19 protein-coding genes are annotated in these 19,024 nt (G+C 75.3%); 6 read left to right on the forward strand and 13 right to left on the reverse strand.

Translation table 11 applies throughout. The annotated features are described in order from the left end of the window. The first annotated feature begins 153 nt into the window (after positions 1-153). Positions 154-1,887 (forward strand): ATP-binding protein, encoded by a 1,734-nt coding sequence (locus tag WHI96_RS06965; protein WP_345642748.1) that lies wholly within the window; start codon positions 154-156, stop codon positions 1,885-1,887. Between the two features lie 19 nt (positions 1,888-1,906). Here the strand turns inward: WHI96_RS06965 and WHI96_RS06970 are convergent, their stop codons facing one another. The 10 genes from WHI96_RS06970 to rimP all read right to left on the reverse strand — a co-directional run bounded on the left by WHI96_RS06970 (position 1,907) and on the right by rimP (position 11,809). Next, complete coding sequence (locus tag WHI96_RS06970; RefSeq protein ID WP_345642751.1) at positions 1,907-2,395, reverse strand: hypothetical protein; 489 nt, start codon at positions 2,393-2,395, stop codon at positions 1,907-1,909. A 126-nt stretch (positions 2,396-2,521) separates the two neighbouring features. Next, positions 2,522-3,925, reverse strand: a complete 1,404-nt coding sequence (locus WHI96_RS06975; protein WP_345642754.1) for an MATE family efflux transporter — start codon at positions 3,923-3,925, stop codon at positions 2,522-2,524. Beyond that, positions 3,922-4,563 (reverse strand): class I SAM-dependent methyltransferase, encoded by a 642-nt coding sequence (locus tag WHI96_RS06980; RefSeq protein ID WP_373324103.1) that lies wholly within the window; start codon positions 4,561-4,563, stop codon positions 3,922-3,924. Before WHI96_RS06980 ends, WHI96_RS06975 begins: the two co-directional genes overlap by 4 nt. A 129-nt stretch (positions 4,564-4,692) precedes the next feature. Further along, a complete protein-coding gene (locus WHI96_RS06985; RefSeq protein WP_345642758.1) occupies positions 4,693-5,691 on the reverse strand; it encodes a DHH family phosphoesterase in 999 nt (332 codons plus the stop codon). Then, positions 5,688-6,134: a 30S ribosome-binding factor RbfA gene (rbfA, locus tag WHI96_RS06990; RefSeq protein ID WP_062401126.1), complete on the reverse strand. Its 447-nt coding sequence runs from the start codon at positions 6,132-6,134 to the stop codon at positions 5,688-5,690. The genes WHI96_RS06985 and rbfA overlap by 4 nt, the downstream gene beginning before the upstream one ends. Positions 6,135-6,242: 108 nt before the next feature. Continuing rightward, the gene (locus WHI96_RS06995) at positions 6,243-6,536 is read right to left on the reverse strand and encodes a DUF503 domain-containing protein (protein ID WP_062401124.1); all 294 of its coding nucleotides are present in this window, start codon (positions 6,534-6,536) and stop codon (positions 6,243-6,245) included. 69 nt (positions 6,537-6,605) lie between these two features. Then, complete coding sequence (gene infB / locus WHI96_RS07000; protein ID WP_345642762.1) at positions 6,606-9,626, reverse strand: translation initiation factor IF-2; 3,021 nt, start codon at positions 9,624-9,626, stop codon at positions 6,606-6,608. Positions 9,627-9,723: 97 nt separating this feature from the next. After that, on the reverse strand, positions 9,724-10,110 hold the full coding sequence (locus WHI96_RS07005; RefSeq protein WP_345642765.1) for a YlxR family protein: 387 nt from the start codon (positions 10,108-10,110) through the stop codon (positions 9,724-9,726). 35 nt (positions 10,111-10,145) lie between these two features. Then, positions 10,146-11,189: a transcription termination factor NusA gene (nusA, locus tag WHI96_RS07010; protein ID WP_345642767.1), complete on the reverse strand. Its 1,044-nt coding sequence runs from the start codon at positions 11,187-11,189 to the stop codon at positions 10,146-10,148. Beyond that, positions 11,186-11,809, reverse strand: a complete 624-nt coding sequence (gene rimP / locus WHI96_RS07015; RefSeq protein WP_073578133.1) for a ribosome maturation factor RimP — start codon at positions 11,807-11,809, stop codon at positions 11,186-11,188. The genes nusA and rimP overlap by 4 nt, the downstream gene beginning before the upstream one ends. A 322-nt stretch (positions 11,810-12,131) precedes the next feature. On the opposite strand from rimP, the gene WHI96_RS07020 reads away from it, so the two are divergent. Together WHI96_RS07020 and WHI96_RS07025 are read left to right on the forward strand one after the other, a co-directional pair. Beyond that, positions 12,132-12,674, forward strand: a complete 543-nt coding sequence (locus tag WHI96_RS07020; RefSeq protein ID WP_345642771.1) for a hypothetical protein — start codon at positions 12,132-12,134, stop codon at positions 12,672-12,674. Further along, positions 12,671-13,153, forward strand: coding sequence for a ferritin-like domain-containing protein (locus tag WHI96_RS07025; protein WP_345642774.1), 483 nt, complete (start codon positions 12,671-12,673; stop codon positions 13,151-13,153). Before WHI96_RS07020 ends, WHI96_RS07025 begins: the two co-directional genes overlap by 4 nt. A 13-nt stretch (positions 13,154-13,166) precedes the next feature. Here the strand turns inward: WHI96_RS07025 and WHI96_RS07030 are convergent, their stop codons facing one another. Further along, on the reverse strand, positions 13,167-14,234 hold the full coding sequence (locus WHI96_RS07030; RefSeq protein WP_345642776.1) for an aminotransferase class V-fold PLP-dependent enzyme: 1,068 nt from the start codon (positions 14,232-14,234) through the stop codon (positions 13,167-13,169). Between the two features lie 37 nt (positions 14,235-14,271). Here WHI96_RS07030 and WHI96_RS07035 point away from each other — a divergent pair, with 37 nt between their 5' ends. After that, positions 14,272-14,682: a secondary thiamine-phosphate synthase enzyme YjbQ gene (locus WHI96_RS07035; RefSeq protein WP_226355798.1), complete on the forward strand. Its 411-nt coding sequence runs from the start codon at positions 14,272-14,274 to the stop codon at positions 14,680-14,682. Positions 14,683-14,777: 95 nt separating this feature from the next. Then, positions 14,778-15,545, forward strand: coding sequence for a hypothetical protein (locus WHI96_RS07040; protein ID WP_345642781.1), 768 nt, complete (start codon positions 14,778-14,780; stop codon positions 15,543-15,545). 63 nt (positions 15,546-15,608) lie between these two features. Here WHI96_RS07040 and WHI96_RS07045 read toward each other — a convergent pair whose 3' ends face one another. Continuing rightward, positions 15,609-17,354 (reverse strand): proline--tRNA ligase, encoded by a 1,746-nt coding sequence (locus WHI96_RS07045; protein ID WP_345642783.1) that lies wholly within the window; start codon positions 17,352-17,354, stop codon positions 15,609-15,611. 65 nt (positions 17,355-17,419) lie between these two features. On the opposite strand from WHI96_RS07045, the gene WHI96_RS07050 reads away from it, so the two are divergent. Beyond that, positions 17,420-17,842: a PPOX class F420-dependent oxidoreductase gene (locus WHI96_RS07050; protein WP_345642785.1), complete on the forward strand. Its 423-nt coding sequence runs from the start codon at positions 17,420-17,422 to the stop codon at positions 17,840-17,842. 34 nt (positions 17,843-17,876) lie between these two features. On the opposite strand, the gene metX is transcribed toward WHI96_RS07050, so the two are convergent. After that, positions 17,877-19,013 (reverse strand): homoserine O-acetyltransferase MetX, encoded by a 1,137-nt coding sequence (gene metX / locus WHI96_RS07055; protein WP_345642980.1) that lies wholly within the window; start codon positions 19,011-19,013, stop codon positions 17,877-17,879. Between the last annotated feature and the right edge of the window lie 11 nt (positions 19,014-19,024).

Raw genomic sequence — 19,024 nt, forward strand, 5'->3', positions numbered from 1 at the left:
TCCTCCTCGATGACCACGGCCCCGCACGGCGGCACCACCGCCGGCGGGGCCGCGGCCGCGTCCGGCCGGGTCACCGGTCCCCCCGTCCGGTGGCAGGCTGGACCGGTGCGTCGGCCCTTCCGTTCCGCCCCGCCGCTGCGCCGGTCACGGCTAGTGCGGCAACTGTTCCTGTTGCAGGTCGTGACCGTGCTGCTCACCGTGGGGGGGCTCGCCGCACTCGGCGGGTACGGCGCGAGCCGACTGGAGCACGACGCCGCGGGCCGGCTGACCACCGCGGTCGCGCTGTCACTGGCCTCGGACCCCGAGGTACTCGATGCCGTGCACGACGGCGGCGGCCTCGCCATCCTCTCGGCCCGCCTGCAGCCCGTGGCCGAGCGGGTCCGGCGGGCCACGGGCACCGGCTTCATCGTGGTGATGTCCCCGCAGGGCATCCGCTACAGCCACTACAACCCCGACGAGATCGGCCTGGTCTACCAGGGCAACATCGTCCCGGCGCTGGCCGGAGAGACCTCGACCGAGGTCTACACCGGAACCCTGGGCCCCTCGGTCCGCACCGTCACCCCGGTCCGGGTCGACGGCCGCATCGCCGCGGTGGTCTCGGTCGGCGTGCTGCAGACCCGGATCAGCGACCTCGCCCTGCGATCCCTCCCGGGCATCGCAGCCGCCGCCGTGGTCGCCGTGCTGATCGGCTCGGGCCTGGCCGTCCTGCTGGCCCGTCGGCTCCGCCGCCAGACCCTGGGCCTGGAGCCCGAGGACATCACCGCCGCCTACACCCACCACGACGCGGTGTTGCACGCCGTCGGCGAGGGACTCCTGGTCGTCGACGGTGACGGGCGGCTCGTCGTCGTCAACGCCGAAGCGCGGCGACTGCTCGGGCTGCCCGCCCCGTCGCCCTCCCCCGACACCGACGACCCCGTGCTCACCGGCCGGTCGGTCGCCGCGCTCGGGATCGACCCCGCCGTCGCGGCAGTGCTCTCCCGCGGGCTGCGCGAGGACCTCCGTGACCGGCCCGCGTTGGCCGGTGAGCGGGTGCTGCTGGTCAACAGCCGCCAGGCCGGTCCCGCCGCCGGCCCCGGCACGAAGGTCTTCACCCTGCGCGACCGCACCGAGCTCGCCGGCGTGCTGCGCCACCGCGACGAGGCCCGCGACACCGTCGCCGCCCTGTCCGGGCAGGCACACGAGTTCGGCAACCGGCTGCAGACCGTGCTGACCCTGATCGAGCTGGGCGACACCGCCGACGCCGCGGCGGCCGGCACCGCCGCGCTGGACCGCACCCGCGGACCCGGCGTCCGGATCGTGGCCGAGGTGTACGACCCGGTCCTCGCCGCGCTGCTCGCCGACAAGGCGTGGCAGGCCTCCGAGCAGGACGTCGCGTTCACCGTCACCGACGCTTGCGACCCAGACCTACTGCCGGAGCTGCGGCTGCCCTTCGCCGCGGACGATCTGGTCTCGCTGGTCGGCAACCTGGTCGACAACGCGGTCGAGGTCGTCGCCGGGCGTCCCGGGGAGCGGTCGGTCGCCGTGGCCCTGCGCACGGCCCCCGACGACCGGGAGCTGCTCCTGGAGGTCTCCGACAGCGGCCCCGGGGTGCCACCGGACACCGCCCGCGAGCTGTTCACCTTCGGCTTCAGCACCCGCGCGACGCCCGGTGGCCGCCCCCGCGGCATCGGGCTGGCCCTGGTCGACCGGATCTCCCGCCGTCTCGGCGGGTCGGTGACGGTCGGCACCCGCGACGACGGCAGCGGCGCCGTGTTCACCGTACGGCTGCCGCTCCCCGAGACCGCGACGGTGGACACCCTGGACGCACCGGCCACGAACCGCTCGTCGTCCGGCCGGTCCGTGTCGGGCGGAGCCCGACGGGACCCGGCCGCAACGCACGAAGGATGAGCCGCGGCCGGGGCGCCGCTCAGTCCGTGTAGATGTACGGGCTCCTGCTGCAGTCCCAGGAGAACCGGGCCGGCTCCGCCGAATCCGCGATCGCGGGGCCACGTTCGCGGAGCGAGCATCCGGCGGCCGTCATCCAGTCGCTCACCGACCATCCGCCGTAGTGGTCCTTCATACGCTGGATGGACGCGCGTCCTTCCGGGGTCGCGTTGTAGGCGTCCGAGTAGTCCATCCCGTCCTTGGTGAGGCATCCGAGCGCGATGGCCACGGAGCCCCACCCCGCCCCGCGGGTGGCCACCTGCCTGAACAAGGACGCAGCGCTCGCCCCGGCTCCGACGAGCGTGCCGCACACACCGTTGACCTCGCGGACCATCGGGGGTGTGCTCGGGGACTCGGCCGCCTGGGCGACCGGAGCACCGACCGACCCACCGACGAGTGCCAGCGCGAGTGCGATCACCACGAGTGCCCGCCGGGCGGTCCGGTGGAGGGTCCTGGCCGAAGCTGTCGTCATGACCGAGGGCCTACCGGGAACGGCCGACGGCCGTGGTCGATCGCGGGCCCCGTCCGGCCCGCGACCCGCTCGTGACCAGCCCGTCGTCGCTCCGGTCGGGCCCGGTGACGTTCGCACACGCGAACGTCAGGCCCGGACCTCCCCCGGGACCGCCCAGCGCCCCGACCGCGCCCGCAGCCCCACCGCGACCAGGCGCACCACCATGAACGCGGCGAGCCCGGTCCAGATCCCGGCCAGCCCCCACCCGAACAGCAGCGACAGCCAGATCATCGGCAGGAACCCGCCGAGCGCGGCGAGCAGCGTCGTGGTGCGCAGGAAGGCCGCGTCACCGGCGCCGAGCAGCACTCCGTCCAGGGCGAACACCACCCCGGCGATCGGCTGCAGCGCGGTGAAGAACCACCACGCCGCGGGGACCGCCGCGAGGACCGCAGCGTCGCGGGTGAACACCGGCGGCAGGACGGGGTAGAGCGCAGCGAACAGCACACCGAACCCGCAGCCGAGCACGAGGCCGTAGCGGGTGACCCGGGCGGCGAGCGCCCGCGCCGGTCCGGTGTCCGCACGCTCGCCGTCGGCACCGCGTCCGCCGTCCGCGCCGTGCTCGCCGGCCGCGCCACCCAGTGCGGCCCCGACCAGCGACTGCGCCGCGATCGCGACGGCGTCGAGCACCAGGGACTGGAACACCCACAGCTGCAGCACGATCTGGTGGGCGGCGACGGACTCGGACCCGAACCGGGCGGCGACCGCCGTCGCGGACAGGAAGCAGGCCTGGAACCCCAGCGACCGCACGACCAGGTCGCGACCCATCGTCGCCTGGGAACGGAGCACCGCGGTGTCCGGGGCGAAGCGGACCGGGTCACCGGCGGGGGCGCGCCGTCGTTCGACGACCAGCGCCCGCAGGAACAGTGACGCCGCGACGGCCTGCCCCGCGACGTTCGCGATCGCCGAGCCCTCCAGCCCCCAGCCCGCCCAGTCCCCCGCCCCGTGCACCAGCAGCGGGCAGAGCAGCGCGGACAGCAGGTTGCCGCCGATCACGATCCACATCGGGCGACGGGTGTCCTGCACCCCGCGCATCCAGCCGTTGCCGGCCAGCGTCACCAGGACCAGCGGGGCGCCGAGCAGCGCGATCCGCAGCCACGAGACCGCGCCCTCGGCGATCACCGGGTCCCCGGCGAGCAGCCCCGCCAGCGGTGCCGCGGCGAGCTGTCCGAGCGCGACGACCAGCAGCCCGACGCCCAGCGCCAGCCAGGTCGCCTGCACGCCCTCGGCGACCGCGGCCGACCGGCGCCCGGCACCGTGGAACCGGGCCGCACGCGCCGTCGTCCCGTAGGACAGGAACGTCAGCTGGGTCGTGACCTGCGCGAACAGCACCGCGGCGACGGCGAGCGAGGCCAGCGGCAGCCCACCCAGCCGTCCGACGACAGCGGTGTCGACCAGCAGGAACAGCGGCTCGGCCGCCAGCACCGGGAGCGCGGGCAGGGCGAGGCGGAGGATGTCACGGGGCCCGCCCGCAATGGGGGCGGGCCGGGTCACCGACGGGGGCGACGGCAGAGGAAACAGAACGCGGGCGGCAGGTTGCGCCACACCGTGCGGGTCATCACGACCTCGTCGAACGTGTCGTGCAGGGCCGCCTTGAACCGCCGCGCCGAGGGCATCGGCAGGGTGTGGGAGTAGGCGAACGTCGCGAACGCACCGGTCTCCCCCACCGCCCCGACGACCTGGTCGAGGATCTCCTGCTGCATCGTCCGGTCGAACAGCGACCAGGGCAGGCCGGAGATCACCGCGTCGACCGAGGTGATGTCGCGCTCGGCGAGCAGCGACCCCAGCTTGCGGGCGTCACCGTTCACGACCTCGACGCCCGGGTGGCGGTCCTGCAGGAAGCGGGCCATCCGCGGGTCGAGCTCGACGGCCAGATGCCGGCCCTCCGGCGGGAGCCGCCTGCCGACCTGCGTGGTGACGGCGCCGGTGCCCGGCCCCAGCTCCACGACGACCGGCGCGCCGTGACCCGGCGCGATACGGGCCAGCTTGGCCGACAGCCGCGGCGAGCTCGGCCACACCGCACCCACCTGGGCCGGGTTGCGCAGCCAGGCCCGGAGGAACTCCGGCCACCCGCTGGGCTCGTTGCCGTGACTGTCGTCGCCCCCGCGGGCCGCAGCGGGCTCGGATCGCACCGCTCACCTCCTGGTCTCGCGGGACACGCTACGTGCCCCGGTGCTGCGACACCGGACCGCCCCGAGGTCCATCCGATCGTGGTGTCGCGGCGATGTACCCCGGATGAACCCGATCAACCGGGCACGTGCTCAGCGGGCCAGCTCCGCCCGGAGCAGCTCCAGGAGCGCGTCGCGGGTACCGGAGCGCTCGAACCCGGCGGCACCGGTGTGCCCGCCGCCGCCGAGCGTCGTCGCCACCCGGGACAGGTCCGGGGACCCGTTGCCGCGCAGCGACACCGACCACTCCCCCGGTGCCGTCTCGGTCAGCAGCGCCGCCACCCCGCCCCCGGCCGCGGCCTGCAGCGGCCCGACCAGGGCGACCGTGCGGTCCCGGAACCGGGTCGCGGTCGCCACGTCGACGGCGGCCCACACCAGGTCGGCCCCCGCCGCGACGCCCTCCTCCCGGTGGGCCCCGGCCAGCACCGTGGCCTGCGCGGCGAGCCAGGCGAACGGCACCGGACCGCCGATGTCCCGCAGCAGCGGCGCGGGCTCGGCACCGGCGTCGACGAGCTCGGCGCCCATCCGGAGCGCCTCCGCACCACCCCGCCGGAAACCGCCGGTGTCGGTGTAGAGCCCCGCGAACAGGGACCGGGCGAGGACCGCGTCCAGCGGGGTGCCCAGCTCGGCGAGCACCGCCCGGACGAGCGTCACCGTCGCCGGGGCGCCCGGGTCGACGAGGTACCGGTCCGTGAACGCCACGAACGACGCGTGGTGGTCCACCGCCAGCGACGACCCGGACGTGTCCAGCACCGGCTCCAGGTCCCCCAGCCGGGGGGACGACGAGATGTCGCAACAGACCAGCAGGTCCGGCGCGCGCGGCGCGTCCACCGAGGCGACGACCAGCCCGGTGGGGTCGAGGGTGTCGACCAGCCCGGCGGGCACCGGGTCCGGCCCGCCGAACGACACGGTGACCGGGATCCCCGCGCGGTGCAGCGCCGTGGCCAGGGCCAGGGCGCTGCCCGCGGCGTCCGCGTCGGGCCGGACGTGCCCGACCACGAGCACGTCACGGGCCCGGCGCAGCACTGCCGCGGCCCCGGCCGGGTCGACCGGACCGGGCCCCGGGACGGTCTCGTGCGCGCCGCCGGTCACTCGGCGTCGGTCTCCCGCGGGGCCTTGTACGGGTCCGCGTCCCCCGCCGGCGACGCCGTGGCCGCCAGCCGGGCCACCTCCTCGTCGGAGGCGCGGGTGCGGGCCAGCAGCTCCTCCATCCGGCGGGCCGTGTCCGGCACCGCGTCCAGCACGAACGCGAGGCTCGGCGTGTGCCGCACCCCGGTCTGCTGCCCCACCCGGCTGCGGAGCACCCCGCTCGCGCTCTGCAGCGCGGCAGCGGCCCCCGCGGTGTCCGGCTCCTCCTCCAGCGAGGCACCCATGACCGTGTAGAACACGGTCGCCTCGCGCAGGTCGCCGGTGACACGGGTGTCGGTGATCGTCACCATCGCCAGCCGCGGGTCCTTCACCTCGTGCTCGAGGGCCTCCGCGACGATCTGCGAGATCCGCTTCGCGAGCTTGCGCGCGCGGGCCTGGTCGACCATGTCCTGCTCCTTCCAGCGGGTCGTGCGAGCCCGAGTCTAGGCACGGGTCGCGGGGTCACGCCGCGTTCGATTCTCGGTCCTGCCGCTTCGTCCCTCGACCGCCGGGACTCAGTCGTCGTCGGGGCCGAACAGCCGGGTCCGGGCCGACAGCAGCTCCAGCTCGGGGCGGGCGGCCACCAGCCGCTCGCACCGCTCCAGCAGGGCACGGACGTGCCCCGCGTCGGCGGCGACACAGCTCACCCCGATCAGCGCACGGCGGTGCAGGTCCAGATGGCCCGCCTCGGCCGCCGCCACCTCGAACCGGCGCAGCTCGGCCAGCAGCGGACGCACCGCCGAACGCTTCTGCTTCAGCGACCGGACGTCGCCGAGCAGCACGTCACACTCCAGGGAGCCGACGTACACACACACCTCCGCTGACGCCGACGGGGCGGCCGGTGACCGGCCGCCCCGTCGGAGCGCGTTCGTCAGCCGCTAGTCGCGCGGCTTCTCCCGCATCTCGAACGTCTCGATGACGTCGTCGACCTTGATGTCGCCGTAGGTACCGAGCGTCAGACCGCACTCGAAGCCCTCGCGGACCTCGACCACGTCGTCCTTGAACCGGCGCAGCGACGAGATCGGGAGGTTCTCGTGGATCACCTTCGAGTCGCGCAGCAGGCGCGCCCGGGCGTTCCGGCGGATCTCCCCGCTCATCACCAGGCAACCGGCGATCGTGCCGAACTTCGAGGACTTGAAGACCTCGCGGACCTCCGCGCGGCCCAGCTCGACCTCCTCGTACTCCGGCTTGAGCATGCCCTTGAGGGCCGCCTCGATCTCGTCGATCGCCTGGTAGATCACCGAGTAGTAGCGGATCTCGACGCCCTCGCGGTTGGCCAGCTCGGTGGCCTTGCCCTCGGCACGGACGTTGAAGCCCATGACGATGACGTTGTCCGCGATGGCGAGGTTGATGTCGCCCTCGGTGATACCGCCGACGCCGCGGTGGATGACCCGCAGCTCGACCTCCTCACCCACGTCCAGCTTCATCAGGGCTTCCTCGAGCGCCTCGACGGTGCCCGAGTTGTCACCCTTGATGATCAGGTTGAGGGTGTTGGTCTCCTTCAGCGCGGCGTCCAGGTCCTCCAGGCTGACGCGCTTGCGACGGCTCGCCAGCTCGGCGTTCCGCTCGCGGGCACGCCGCCGGTCGGCGATCTGGCGCGCGACCCGGTCCTCGTCCACGACGAGGAACGTGTCGCCCGCACCCGGCACCGACGTCAGACCGATGACCTGCACCGGACGCGACGGGAGCGCCTCGGTGACGTCCTGGCCGTGCTCGTCGACCATGCGCCGGACGCGCCCGGAGGCGTCGCCGGCCACGACCGAGTCGCCGACCCGGAGCGTTCCGCGCTGGACCAGCACCGTGGCCACCGGGCCGCGGCCGCGGTCCAGGTGACCCTCGATGGTGACGCCCTGCGCCTCCATCTCGGGGTTGGCCCGCAGGTCGAGCGCCGCGTCGGCGGTCAGCAGGATCGCCTCGAGCAGGGCCTCGATGTTGGTGCCCTGCTTCGCGGAGATGTCGACGAACATGGTGTCGCCGCCGTACTCCTCGGCCACCAGGTTGTACTCGGTGAGCTGCTGGCGGATCTTCTGCGGGTTCGCACCCTCGACGTCGATCTTGTTGACCGCGACGACGATCGGCAGACCGGCCGCCTGCGCGTGGTTGATCGACTCGACGGTCTGCGGCATCACGCCGTCGTCCGCCGCCACCACGATGACCGCGATGTCGGTGGACTTCGCACCACGGGCACGCATGGCGGTGAACGCCTCGTGACCCGGGGTGTCGATGAACGTGATGAGCCGCTCCTCGCCCTCGAGCTCGGCCGCGACCTGGTAGGCGCCGATGTGCTGGGTGATGCCGCCGGCCTCGCCCTCGCGGACGTTCGCCTTGCGGACCGTGTCCAGCAGCCGCGTCTTACCGTGGTCGACGTGACCCATGACGGTCACGACCGGCGGACGCGCCTCGAGCGCGTCCTCGTCGCCCGGGTCACCGAACTCGATGTCGAACGACTCCAGCAGCGCACGGTCCTCCTCCTCGGGGGAGACGACCTGCACGCGGTAGTTCATCTCCTGGCCGAGCAGCTCCAGGATCTCGTCCGAGACCGACGCGGTGGCCGTGACCATCTCACCGAGGTGGAACAACACCTGCACCAGCGAGGCCGGGTTGGCGTTGATCTTCTCGGCGAAGTCGGTCAGCGACGCGCCACGCGGCAGCCGGACGGTCTCGCCGTTGCCCTTCGGCAGGCGGACGCCGCCCACCGAGGGAGCAGCCATGGCGTCGTACTCCTGGCGCTTCTGCCGCTTCGACTTGCGACCCCTGCGGGCCGGTCCGCCGGGACGGCCGAAGGCACCCGCGGCACCGCCGCGGCCACCGGGACGACCGCCGCCACCGGGACGACCACGGAATCCACCGGCCGGGGGCGGACCACCGGGACCGCCGCCACCGGGACGGAAACCGCCGCCACCCCCACCGGGACGACCGCCACCGGGGCCACCACGGCCACCGCCGGGGCCACCACGACCGCCGCCGGGGCCACCACGGCCACCGGCACCGGGACGACCCGCAGCCGGACGCGCGGGCATCATGCCCGGGTTCGGCCGCGGAGGCATGTTGCCCGGGTTCGGACGGGGACCGCCCGATCCCGGAGCGCCGCCCGGACGGGGCGGACGCGGCGGGGCCTCACCGGAACGCGCGGCCGGAGCCTCGGGACGGCCGCCGCCCTGCTGGCCGCCACCGCCCTGCTGGGGCTGCGGCGGGCCGGGGCGCGGGCCCGGCTTGGGCGAACCCTGGCCGACGCCGAACGGGTTGTTGCCGACGCGCGGCTGGCGCGGGCCCGGACGGGCGCCACGCTCACCGGGCTGGCCGGCGGGACGCGGGGCGCCACCGCCCTGACCACCCTGTCCCTGGCCCGGACGGGGCGCGGGGGCAGGCTTCGGCGCGGCCGGACCCGGCTTCGGGGCCGCCGGACCGGGCTTCGGCGCGGTGGAACCGGGCCGCGGCGCGGCCGGGGCCTCGGCGGCCGCGGCGGGGGTCTCGACGGCCGGAGCCGCCGGGGCCTGCGGGCCGGGCTTGGGCGCGGCCGGTCCCGGCTTCGGGACGTCGGTGCGCGCCGCCGGCTGCGCCGGCGACGGGGCACCCGGGGTGGGTGCCGCGGGGGCCGGCGGACCCGGACGCGGGCCGGGCTTGGGGGCCGGACCCGGGGTCGGGCGCGACGGCGACGGGGCGCCGGAGCCACCGGCGCGCGGACGACCGCCACCGGGCGCACCGGAACTGCGGCGCTGACCGCCGGCGGCGCCCCCACCGGAGGCCATCGCGTCGCGCAGCTTGCGCGCGACCGGGGCCTCCACGGTGGAGGAGGGGGACTTCACGTACTCCCCCAGGTCCTGCAGCTTGCTGAGGACCTGCTTACTGCTGATTCCGAGCTCTTTCGCGAGCTCGTGCACGCGGGCCTTGCCTGCCACTGCTCTCCTCATCCTGACCGGAGGCCGGGCGGCAGCATCCCGCTCGACCTCGAACCTAGTGTCGAAGCACGTTCATGGTGCGATCTTCACTGCTGGCTCATGACTGGTCGACCTTGCTTTCTTCCGATGACGGGTCCGAGAGGTTCCCGGGCCCCAGCGGGTCGCGCGACTCCTGCAGCCACCGCCTGACGGCGGTGACGTCCGGTGCCGAGCGGACGCGTAACGCCCGGGCGAACGCCGAGCGTCGCTCGGCCCTGTCCAGGCACCCCGTCGAGAGGTGCAACCAGGCACCCCGTCCGGGGAGACGGCGGCGCGGATCCGGAATGCAACGTCCGTTCTCCACGACCACCCGCAACAGTACGTCGGCCCGTTCCCGGGTCCGGCACCCCACACAGGTCCGGATCGGAACCGACCGGGTGTGCATGGGCGACGGTCCGCGACCGCGGGCCGGTGACGAGTGTAGCGCAGAGCGGTCCTCGGGCATTCCCTCGCCCGGCCCCTGCTGTTGATCTCCGTCGGTCAGGACGGCTCCCCGGCGGGGTCGACCGGCCCACCGTCGGGGGTGACCGGGTCACGCGGGTCGGCGTCGCTGCGGATGTCGATCTTCCAGCCGGTGAGCCGGGCGGCGAGTCGGGCGTTCTGCCCCTCCTTGCCGATCGCCAGCGACAGCTGGAAGTCCGGCACGACGACGCGGGCGATCCGGGCGCGCTCGTCGAGCACGGTCACCGAGACCACCTTCGACGGCGAGAGCGCGTTGCCGACGAACTCGGCCGGGTCCTCGGACCAGTCGATGATGTCGATCTTCTCGCCGGCCAGCTCGCCCATCACACCGCGCACGCGGGCACCCATCGGGCCGATGCAGGCGCCCTTGGCGTTGAGCCCGGAGCGGGTCGAGCGCACCGCGATCTTGGAACGGAACCCGGCCTCACGGGCCACCGAGACGATCTCGACGGAGCCGTCGACGAGCTCGGGCACCTCGAGGGCGAACAGCTTCCGCACCAGGTTCGGGTGGGTCCGCGAGAGCGTGATCGAGGTGCCCCGCGGGCCGCGGTTCACGCCGATGACGAAGCAGCGGATCCGGTCGCCGTGCCGGTAGACCTCGCCCGGCACCTGCTCGGCGGCGGGGAGCACGGCCTCGGTGCCGCCGGAGAGCTCGACCACGACGACGCCGCGGGCGTTGGCGCGCGCGTCGCGCTGCACGATGCCCGCGACGACCTCGCCCTCCTTGGTGGAGAACTCGCCGTAGGTGCGCTCGTGCTCGGCGTCGCGCAGCCGCTGCAGGATGACCTGGCGGGCGGTGGTCGCCGCGATCCGGCCGAAGCCCTCGGGTGTGTCGTCGAACTCCGGGCCGGGGGTGCCGTCCTCGGAGGCGTCGGAGGCGTCGCGGACCATGACTCGCACCACACCGGTCTTGCGGTCGATGTCGACGCGGGCGTCCGGGTGGTGGCCGTCGGTGTGCCGGTAGGCGGTGAGCAGCGCCGTCTCGATGGCCGAGAGGACCGTCTCGAACGGGATCTCCTTGTCCCGCTCGATCGCGCGCAGCGCGGGGATGTCGACGTTCACCGGTTCTCCTCGTCGCGGACGGTCTCGACGGCGCCGCCGTCGTCGTGGTTCGTGGGGGCCCCGTCGGCCCCGTCGGTGCTGCCGGACAGCGCGTCCGGGTCGAGCAGTGCGGTCTCCGCGGGCGGGGCGGGCTTGAACTCGACCTGCACCTGGGCGTGGCGGATCTCCGCGAGCGGGATGTCCCGGCGTTCGGGCGCCTTCCGGCCGGGGACCGCGACGGCGACCGTGTCGCCGTCGAGCCGGCCGACCCGGGCCTCGACGACGGTGCCGTCGGTCAGGGTGATCCGCGCCAGGCGCAGGTAGGCCCGTCGCCAGTGCCGGGGCTCGGTGAGCGGCCGGTCGATCCCGGGCGAGGTCACCTCGAGCGTGTACGAGCCCTCGATGAGGTGCTCGTGCGGGTCCAGCTCGGCGGCCGCGGAGCGGCTGAGCCGGGCGATGACGTCGAGATCGATGCCGGTCGCGGGCGAGGACTCGGGCAGGTCGACGACGAGCTTGACCGAGTGCCGTCGCCCGGCGGTGCGGACCTCCACGGCGTCGATCTCCAGCCCGGCCCCGTGGACCACCGGCTCGAGCACGCCGCGCAGCTGGTCTGCCAGCTGTGCGGGGTCCGGACTGCGCATCGGGTGACTCTCCTCGTGTCAGGGTGCCCGCCGGGGTGGCGACCGGTCGGCGGGACTTCGGACGGGCGACGATCGTGGTGCCGCGACCGCCGGTGGGCGGGCACGTCGGACGCTTGCGGACGGCATACGACAGCGGCGCCGCACACCGCGACGCGTCCGGACGGGACCGGACGGCGCCGGTGACGGTGGGGACGGCCGACGAGCCTAGCGCGTCGGCCCGGCGGGCCGCCGGTCGGTGGCCCGTCGGTGGGCGGTCGTCCGCGGCCCGGGCGGGCACGGTCGGTGCCGGGCGGCCCGGCACGTGCTGGCAGCATGACCCGACGTGAACGACCGCGAGCCGTCCGTGTCGCCCCGGGTGTCCCCGACCGGGCCGCCGCCGGTGACCCCGTCGCCGGTGACCGGCCGCGGCGGCGTCCGCCCGACGCGGCGCCAGGTGCTGGTGACCGTGGCCGCGGTGGCCGCGGTGGTGCCGCTGGCCGGCTGTTCGAGCGCGACCACCCGCACCGAGGACGCCTCCGACGCCCTGCTCGCGCTCGCCGACGCCGCCCGGTCCGACGCCGCGCTGATCGTCGCCGCGGTGACCGGGGACCCGTCGCTCGCGGGCCGGCTGGAGCCGCTGCGCGCGGCCCGGATGGAGCACGCCGCCGCGCTGGACCAGGCGGGCGGGCGGACCCCGGGGCAGATCGCCGCCCCCGCGACGCCGCCGTCGGGGGACCTCGCCGCGGTGCGCGACGCCGTCGCCGGGTCGGCCCGCAGCGCGGGCGAGGTCGTCCCCCGCGCCTCGGCGCTGCAGGTGGGCCTGGTCGCCGAGGTCGCCGCCTGCTGCGCCACCTACGCGGCGGTCCTGAGCGGGGCGCCGGCGTGAGCGCGGGTCCGCGGCCGCGGCAGGAGTCCGACGACGAGCCGCAGGTCCCCCAGGTCACCGTCGAGGCGCTGCAGCGCGCACTCGCCTGCGAGCACGCGGCGCTGTGGGCGTACAAGATGGCGCTCGCGTTCATCCCCCCGGAGTGGGCGACCCGGGCCCGCGGCGACATCGAGGCCCACACCACCCTGCGCGGCCAGATCACCCAGACCCTCTCCGACATCGGGCAACGGCCGGTCTCGGCGCAGCCCGCGTACGCGGCCCCGCAGCCCGTCGTCGACGGGGTGTCGGCCGGGGCGCTGCTGGTGTCGGCCGAGACCGACGCGATCGCCGCCTGGCGGTCGGTGACCGAGCGGTCGTCGTCGGTCCCGCTGCGCGAGGCCGGGCTGAAGGCGATGGTCGAGTGCACCGGCCGGCTCGCGTACTGGCGCGGGGTCACCGAGCGGTCCCCCGTCGTGCCGGTGTTCCCCGGCCGCGGCTGACCGGTCGCGGCGCTCAGCGGAGCGCCGCGGCGGCCGCCTCGACGTCGTCGGGGGTGGTCGACAGGTGGAACGACAGCCGGGCGGCCCCGTCACGCACGGCGGCGGTGATCCCGGCCGCGGCCAGCCGGTCGGCCGCCCCCTCGGCGCGCACCGACACGATGGCCGATCCCGCGGGCGGCATCCCGAGGCGCTCGCGCAGGGTGTCGGCGAGACCGACGCAGTGCGCGCGCAGGCCGTCGGCGTCGAGCGAGGCCAGCCAGGGCAGCGTCACCGCGGCGCCGGCGTGGGCGAACCAGACCGGGGCCTCCTCGCCGCCGGCCGGTCCGGGCCGCGCGGGCGGGTCCGGGGTGTAGAGCCCGCCGCCCCAGCGGTCCCGGGTGCCGTACCAGCCCGCGGAGTGCGGGGCGGGCTCCGGCCAGCGCGACCCGGCGGGCGGTCCGTCCACCCAGGACGGACGCCGGGCCAGCCACGCGGTGCCGCGCGGCGCGAGCAGCCACTTGTACCCGGCCCCGACGACGGCGTCGGCGTCGTGCAGGCGCAGCGGGAGCCACCCGGCGGCCTGGGTGACGTCGAACAGCAGCCGCACGCCGCTGCGGGCGCGGGCGGCGAGCAGCGCGTCGACGTCGGCGATCGCGCCGTCGGCGGACTGCACCACCGACACCGCGACGAGGTCGTGGTCACCGGCGTGGGCCGCCAGCTCCGGGAGCGGCACCTCGGTCACCCGGACCCCGCGGTGGGCCTGCACCGCGAACGGCCGGGTCACCGAGGAGAACTCGCCGCGCGCGACGAGCACGCGGGTGCCGTCGGGCACCGACGCGGCGAGCGGACCGATCAGGCCGGAGGTCGTGGCGCCCTGCGCGACGTCGGCGACCGGCACCCCGGTGATCGCGGCGAACCCGGCGCGGGCCGACTCGACGTCGTCGTCGAAGTCCTTCGGCGAGGCCGCGCCGACCGCCCAGCGCGCCACGACGTCGGCGACCACCGCCGACGCCCGTCGCGGCGGGATGCCGATGCTCGCGGTGTTCAGGTAGCCGGGCCGGTGTGGCAGTTCCCACCCGGCGAAGGTGACCGTGTCGTCCACGCTGCCCGAGCGTAGTGAGCGTCCTAGTGTCTCCGATGTGCACAGCGAGCTGATCGAGATCCGGACCGGTTCCGAGGAGACCGTCGTGGACCTGACGCACCGGATCGAACGCTTCCTGTCCGACTGCGGTGCCGGCGACGGCCTGCTCAACGTCTTCGTGCCGCACGCGACGGCCGGGATCGCCGTCATCGAGACCGGCGCGGGCAGCGACTCCGACCTGCTCGAGCAGCTGCGCGAGCTGCTCCCCGCCGACGACCGGTGGCAGCACCGGCACGGCAGCTCCGGGCACGGGCGCGACCACGTGCTGCCCGCGTTCGTGCCGCCGTCGACGACCGTGCCGGTGATCGACGGCCGCCCCGCGCTGGGGACCTGGCAGTCGATCTGCCTGGTCGACACCAACATCGACAACCCGACGCGTTCGGTGCGGCTGACGCTGCTGCCCGGCTGAGGTCCGCCGTACGCCCCGGACCGCCGGGCGACCGCGGGCGGCCGCCCGCCGGAACACCGCACCGGGGTCGTGCGACACCGCCGTACGCTGCGCCGGTGACCTCCGGCCGGACGACGACGACCGACCGCCCGGCTCCCGCGACACCGTCGCGCCCGGGCGACCCCTCCCCCGGCTCCGGGCGACGGCTGCGGCCCGCGCTGGCCGCCGCCGTCGCCGTGCTGGTCGTGGCCGGCGCGGTGGCCGGGCTCGACGGCCTCCGCCCGGCCCCCACCGCGGCTCCGGTCGAACCGGCCGCGGGCGCCCCGGTACCGGCCCCGGAGCCCGCCGCGTTCGCCGTCACGCCCCCGCCGGGGTGGACGGCCCCGGCCGCCGGGGCGACCGCCCTGGACGTGTTCGGTGTGCCGTTCGCCCGGCTCGCCGAGGCGCCGCTGTTCGCCGCGGGCGACTGCCCCGTGGGCGCCGCACCGCGCGGGGTCGCCGCGGCCGCACTCGTCGCCGTCCCGGCCGGGACGACGGTCGGGCAGGCCGCGCAGGCGTTCGCCCGCGGTACCGGGGAGTCGGCCTACGCCGGGTCCGCACCGCAGGTGGCGGTCGGGCCGCCCGGGCCGCGTCCGGGCGGCGGAGAGCCGGGGACGTGGGTCGAGGCCACGGTCCGCACCGACGGCACCGCCTCGGGGGCCGGCGGGTGCCGCGCCACCGACGGCGCGGTCGGAGTGCTGGCGGTCCCCCGCACCCAGGCCCGGGACGGGTCGGTCGGCGTCGCGATGCTGGTCGTCGCCGCGGACGCGGGCGGCGGTCCGGGCGACGCGGTCCCCCGCTCGGCACTCACCGACCTCGCCGTCTCGGCGGTCCGACCCGGCTGACCCGGGAACGCACGGAGCGGGCCCCTCCGGCGACGGGGCCCGCTCGTGCGCCGGCGGTGCCGCTCAGGCCCCGCGGACGATCCCCGCGACGAGTTCGGCGGCGCCGGCGCGGTCGATCTCGCTCCGCTCGCCGGTGGCGCGGTCCTTGAGTTCCAGCGTCCCGTCGGCGAGCCCCCGCCCGACGACGACGATCGTCGGGACCCCGATCAGCTCGGCGTCGGCGAACTTCACGCCGGGGCTGGCCTTACGGTCGTCGAGGACGACCGACAGGCCACGGGCCTCCAGCTCGGCGGCGACGGCCTCGCCGCCCTCCAGCAGCTCCGCGGACTTGCCCGCGACGACGACGTGCACGTCGAACGGCGAGACCGAGCGCGGCCACACGAGACCGGAGCCGTCGTGGGACTGCTCGGCGACCGCGGCGACCAGCCGGGACACCCCGATGCCGTAGGAGCCCATCGTGATCCGGACCGGCTTGGAGTCCGGGCCCAGCGCGTCGAGTGAGAAGGCGTCGGCGTACTTGCGGCCGAGTTGGAAGATGTGCCCGATCTCGATGCCGCGGGCGGCCTCCAGTACACCGGTGCCGTCCGGGGACGGGTCCCCGGCGCGCACCTCGGCGGCCTCGATCGTGCCGTCCGGGGTGAAGTCCCGTCCCGCGACGAGGTCGACGACGTGGTGGTCGGCCTTGTCCGCGCCGGTCACCCAGGCGGTGCCGGTGACGATCCGCGGGTCGACCAGGTAGCGGACACCGTTCGCGGCGAGCGCGCCCGGGCCGATGTAGCCCTTGACCAGGAACGCGTTGCGGGTGAAGTCGGCCTCGTCGAGGAGCTCGACCTGGGCCGGCTCCAGCGCGGCCTCGAGGCGCTTCATGTCGACCTCGCGGTCGCCCGGGACGCCGACGCCCAGCAGCTCCCACTCCGTCGCGCCCGGCTGCCGCGTCTTGACCAGCACGTTCTTGAGCGTGTCGGCCGCGGTGAAGGAACGGTCGGTGTGGGCGTTCAGGAAGGCGACCAGCGACTCGATGGTCGGGGTGTCCGGGGTGTGGTGCACCTGCGCCGCGGGCAGCCCCTCGAGCGGGATCGCGGGCGGCGCGGGCGTGGTGACGGCCTCGACGTTGGCCGCGTAGCCGCCCGGGCCGCGCACGAAGGTGTCCTCGCCGGTCTCGGACTCGGCGAGGAACTCCTCCGACGCCGAGCCGCCCATCGCGCCCGAGGTGGCCGCCACGATCACGTAGCGCAGCCCGAGCCGGTCGAAGATCCGCACGTAGGCGTCGCGGTGCTTGCGGTAGGACTCGGACAGGCCCTCGTCGGTCAGGTCGAACGAGTACGAGTCCTTCATGAGGAACTCGCGGCCGCGCAGGATGCCCGCGCGGGGCCGCTCCTCGTCGCGGTACTTGTTCTGGATCTGGTAGAGGATGACCGGGTAGTCCTTGTACGACGAGTACTCGCCCTTGACCGCGAGGGTGAACAGCTCCTCGTGGGTCGGGCCGAGCAGGTAGTCACCGCCCTTGCGGTCCTTCAGGCGGAACAGGTTCGGGCCGTACTCGGTCCACCGGTTCGTCGCCTCGTAGGGCTCGCGCGGCAGCAGCGCCGGGAACTGGATCTCCTGGCCGCCCATGGCGTCCATCTCCTCGCGCACCACGTTCTCGATGCGGCGGAGCACCGTGAGACCGAGCGGGAGCCAGGAGTACACGCCCGGGGCCACGCGGCGGACGTAACCGGCGCGGACCAGCAGCTTGTGGCTGGGTACCTCCGCGTCGGCCGGGTCCTCCCGCAGGGTGCGCAGGAACAGCGACGACATCCGGGTCAACACCTGGAGAAGAGTAGCGAGGCACACCGACAGGTCTCATCCCGGTTCCGGGCGGGCAGACTCGGGGCATGGGAGACGAACAGCACGAGCTGCTCGCGGAGGCACGCCAGGGCGTCCTCGCGACGATCAAGCGCAGTGGCATGCCCCAGCTGTCGCCGGTGACGCCGTACTACGACCGCGCGGCCGGCACGGTGCAGGTGTCGATGACCGAGGGGCGGGCGAAGACCGCGAACCTGCGGCGGGACCCGCGGGCGGCACTGTCGGTGGAGAGCGCCGACGGCCGCTCCTGGGCGACGGCCGAGGGCCCGGTGGAGCTGGTCGGCCCGGACGACTCCCCCGACGGCCCCGCCGTGCAGGCGCTGGTCGACTGGTACCGCGCCGCCGCCGGGGAGCACCCGGACTGGGACGAGTACCGCGAGGTCATGGTCCGGGACCGGCGGGTGCTGATGACGATGCGGGTGCAGCGCGTCTACGGCGAGAACCTGGGCTGAGCGCGGGTGGGCGGGGGCCGCGGCCCCCGCCCGCCTAGACCGCCTCGTCCAGCAGTTCGCCCAGCAGCCGGGCCACCGTCGGGGTCTCCACCAGGAACCCGTCGTGCCCGTACGGCGAGTCGATCACCTTGAGCGGGTCCGCGTGCGGGATCCCATCGGCCAGCTCCTGCTGCTCGGCGAGCGGGTAGAGCCGGTCGGAGGTGACCCCCGCGACGTAGGTGCGGGCCCGGACCCGGGACAGCGCGGCGGCCACCCCACCCCGGTCGCGGCCGACGTCGTGGTGGTTCATCGCCTCGGTCAGCCGCACGTAGGACGCGGCGTCGAAGCGGTGCACCAGCTTGTCCGCGTGGTGGTCCAGGTAGGACTCCACGGCGTAGCGGCCGCCGTCGAGGGGGTCCTCACCGGCCTGCGGGTCGCGGCCGAACCGGGTCGCCAGCTCGAAGCCCGACCGGTACGACAGGTGCGCGATCCGCCGCGCGACGCCCAGTCCGCGCCACGGCCCCTCGGGTGTGTCGTGGTAGTCGCCGCCGTGCCAGTGCGGGTCGGAGGTGATGGCCCGGATCTGCGGGTTCGCCCAGCCGATCTGGTCCGCCGACGACGCCGCCGGCCCGGCGAGCAGGAACAGCCGCCGCACCCGGTCGGGCTCGGTCGCCGCCCACTCCAGCGACCGCATGGACCCCATCGACCCGCCGATCACGCAGGCGAACGCGTCGATGCCGAGCGCGTCGGCCAGGTACTGCTCGGCGACGACCGTGTCCCGCACGGTGACCGTCGGGAACCGGCTGCCCCAGGTCCGCCCGTCCGGCGCGCGGGACGCCGGACCGGTGCTGCCCTGGCAGCCGCCGACCGCGTTCGGCGCGACGACGAACCAGCGCGCCGGGTCCAGCGGGCCGCCCGGCTCGATCAGGCCGGGCCACCAGCCGGGCGTCGGGTGCCCGGGGCCGGCCGGGCCCTCCAGGTGCGCGTCGCCGGTGAGGGCGTGCAGGACGAGGACGGCGTTGGAGCCGTCCGGTGCGAGCTCGCCCCAGGTCTCGTAGGCCAGCCGCACGCCCGGCAGCTCCCCACCGGCCGCCGGCTTCAGCGGCGCGGGCAGGTCGAGGAAGCGGCGGCGGCCGGGGTCGTCCCCCTCCCGCCAGGCGCCGCTGGCGGGAGGGAGCTCGATGTCGTTCACGGACACCAGGT

The organism is Pseudonocardia tropica, assembly GCF_040105315.1.
Lineage (GTDB): Bacteria > Actinomycetota > Actinomycetes > Mycobacteriales > Pseudonocardiaceae > Pseudonocardia > Pseudonocardia alni.

Coding starts and splice junctions, on each gene's coding strand:
- WHI96_RS06970 (WP_345642751.1), bottom strand. CDS start 2,395: ATGACGACAGCTTCGGCCAGGACCCTCCACCGGACCGCCCGGCGGGCA.
- rbfA (WP_062401126.1), bottom strand. CDS start 6,134: ATGGTCGACCAGGCCCGCGCGCGCAAGCTCGCGAAGCGGATCTCGCAG.
- WHI96_RS07005 (WP_345642765.1), bottom strand. CDS start 10,110: ATGCCCGAGGACCGCTCTGCGCTACACTCGTCACCGGCCCGCGGTCGC.
- rimP (WP_073578133.1), bottom strand. CDS start 11,809: ATGCGCAGTCCGGACCCCGCACAGCTGGCAGACCAGCTGCGCGGCGTG.
- WHI96_RS07050 (WP_345642785.1), top strand. CDS start 17,420: ATGGGAGACGAACAGCACGAGCTGCTCGCGGAGGCACGCCAGGGCGTC.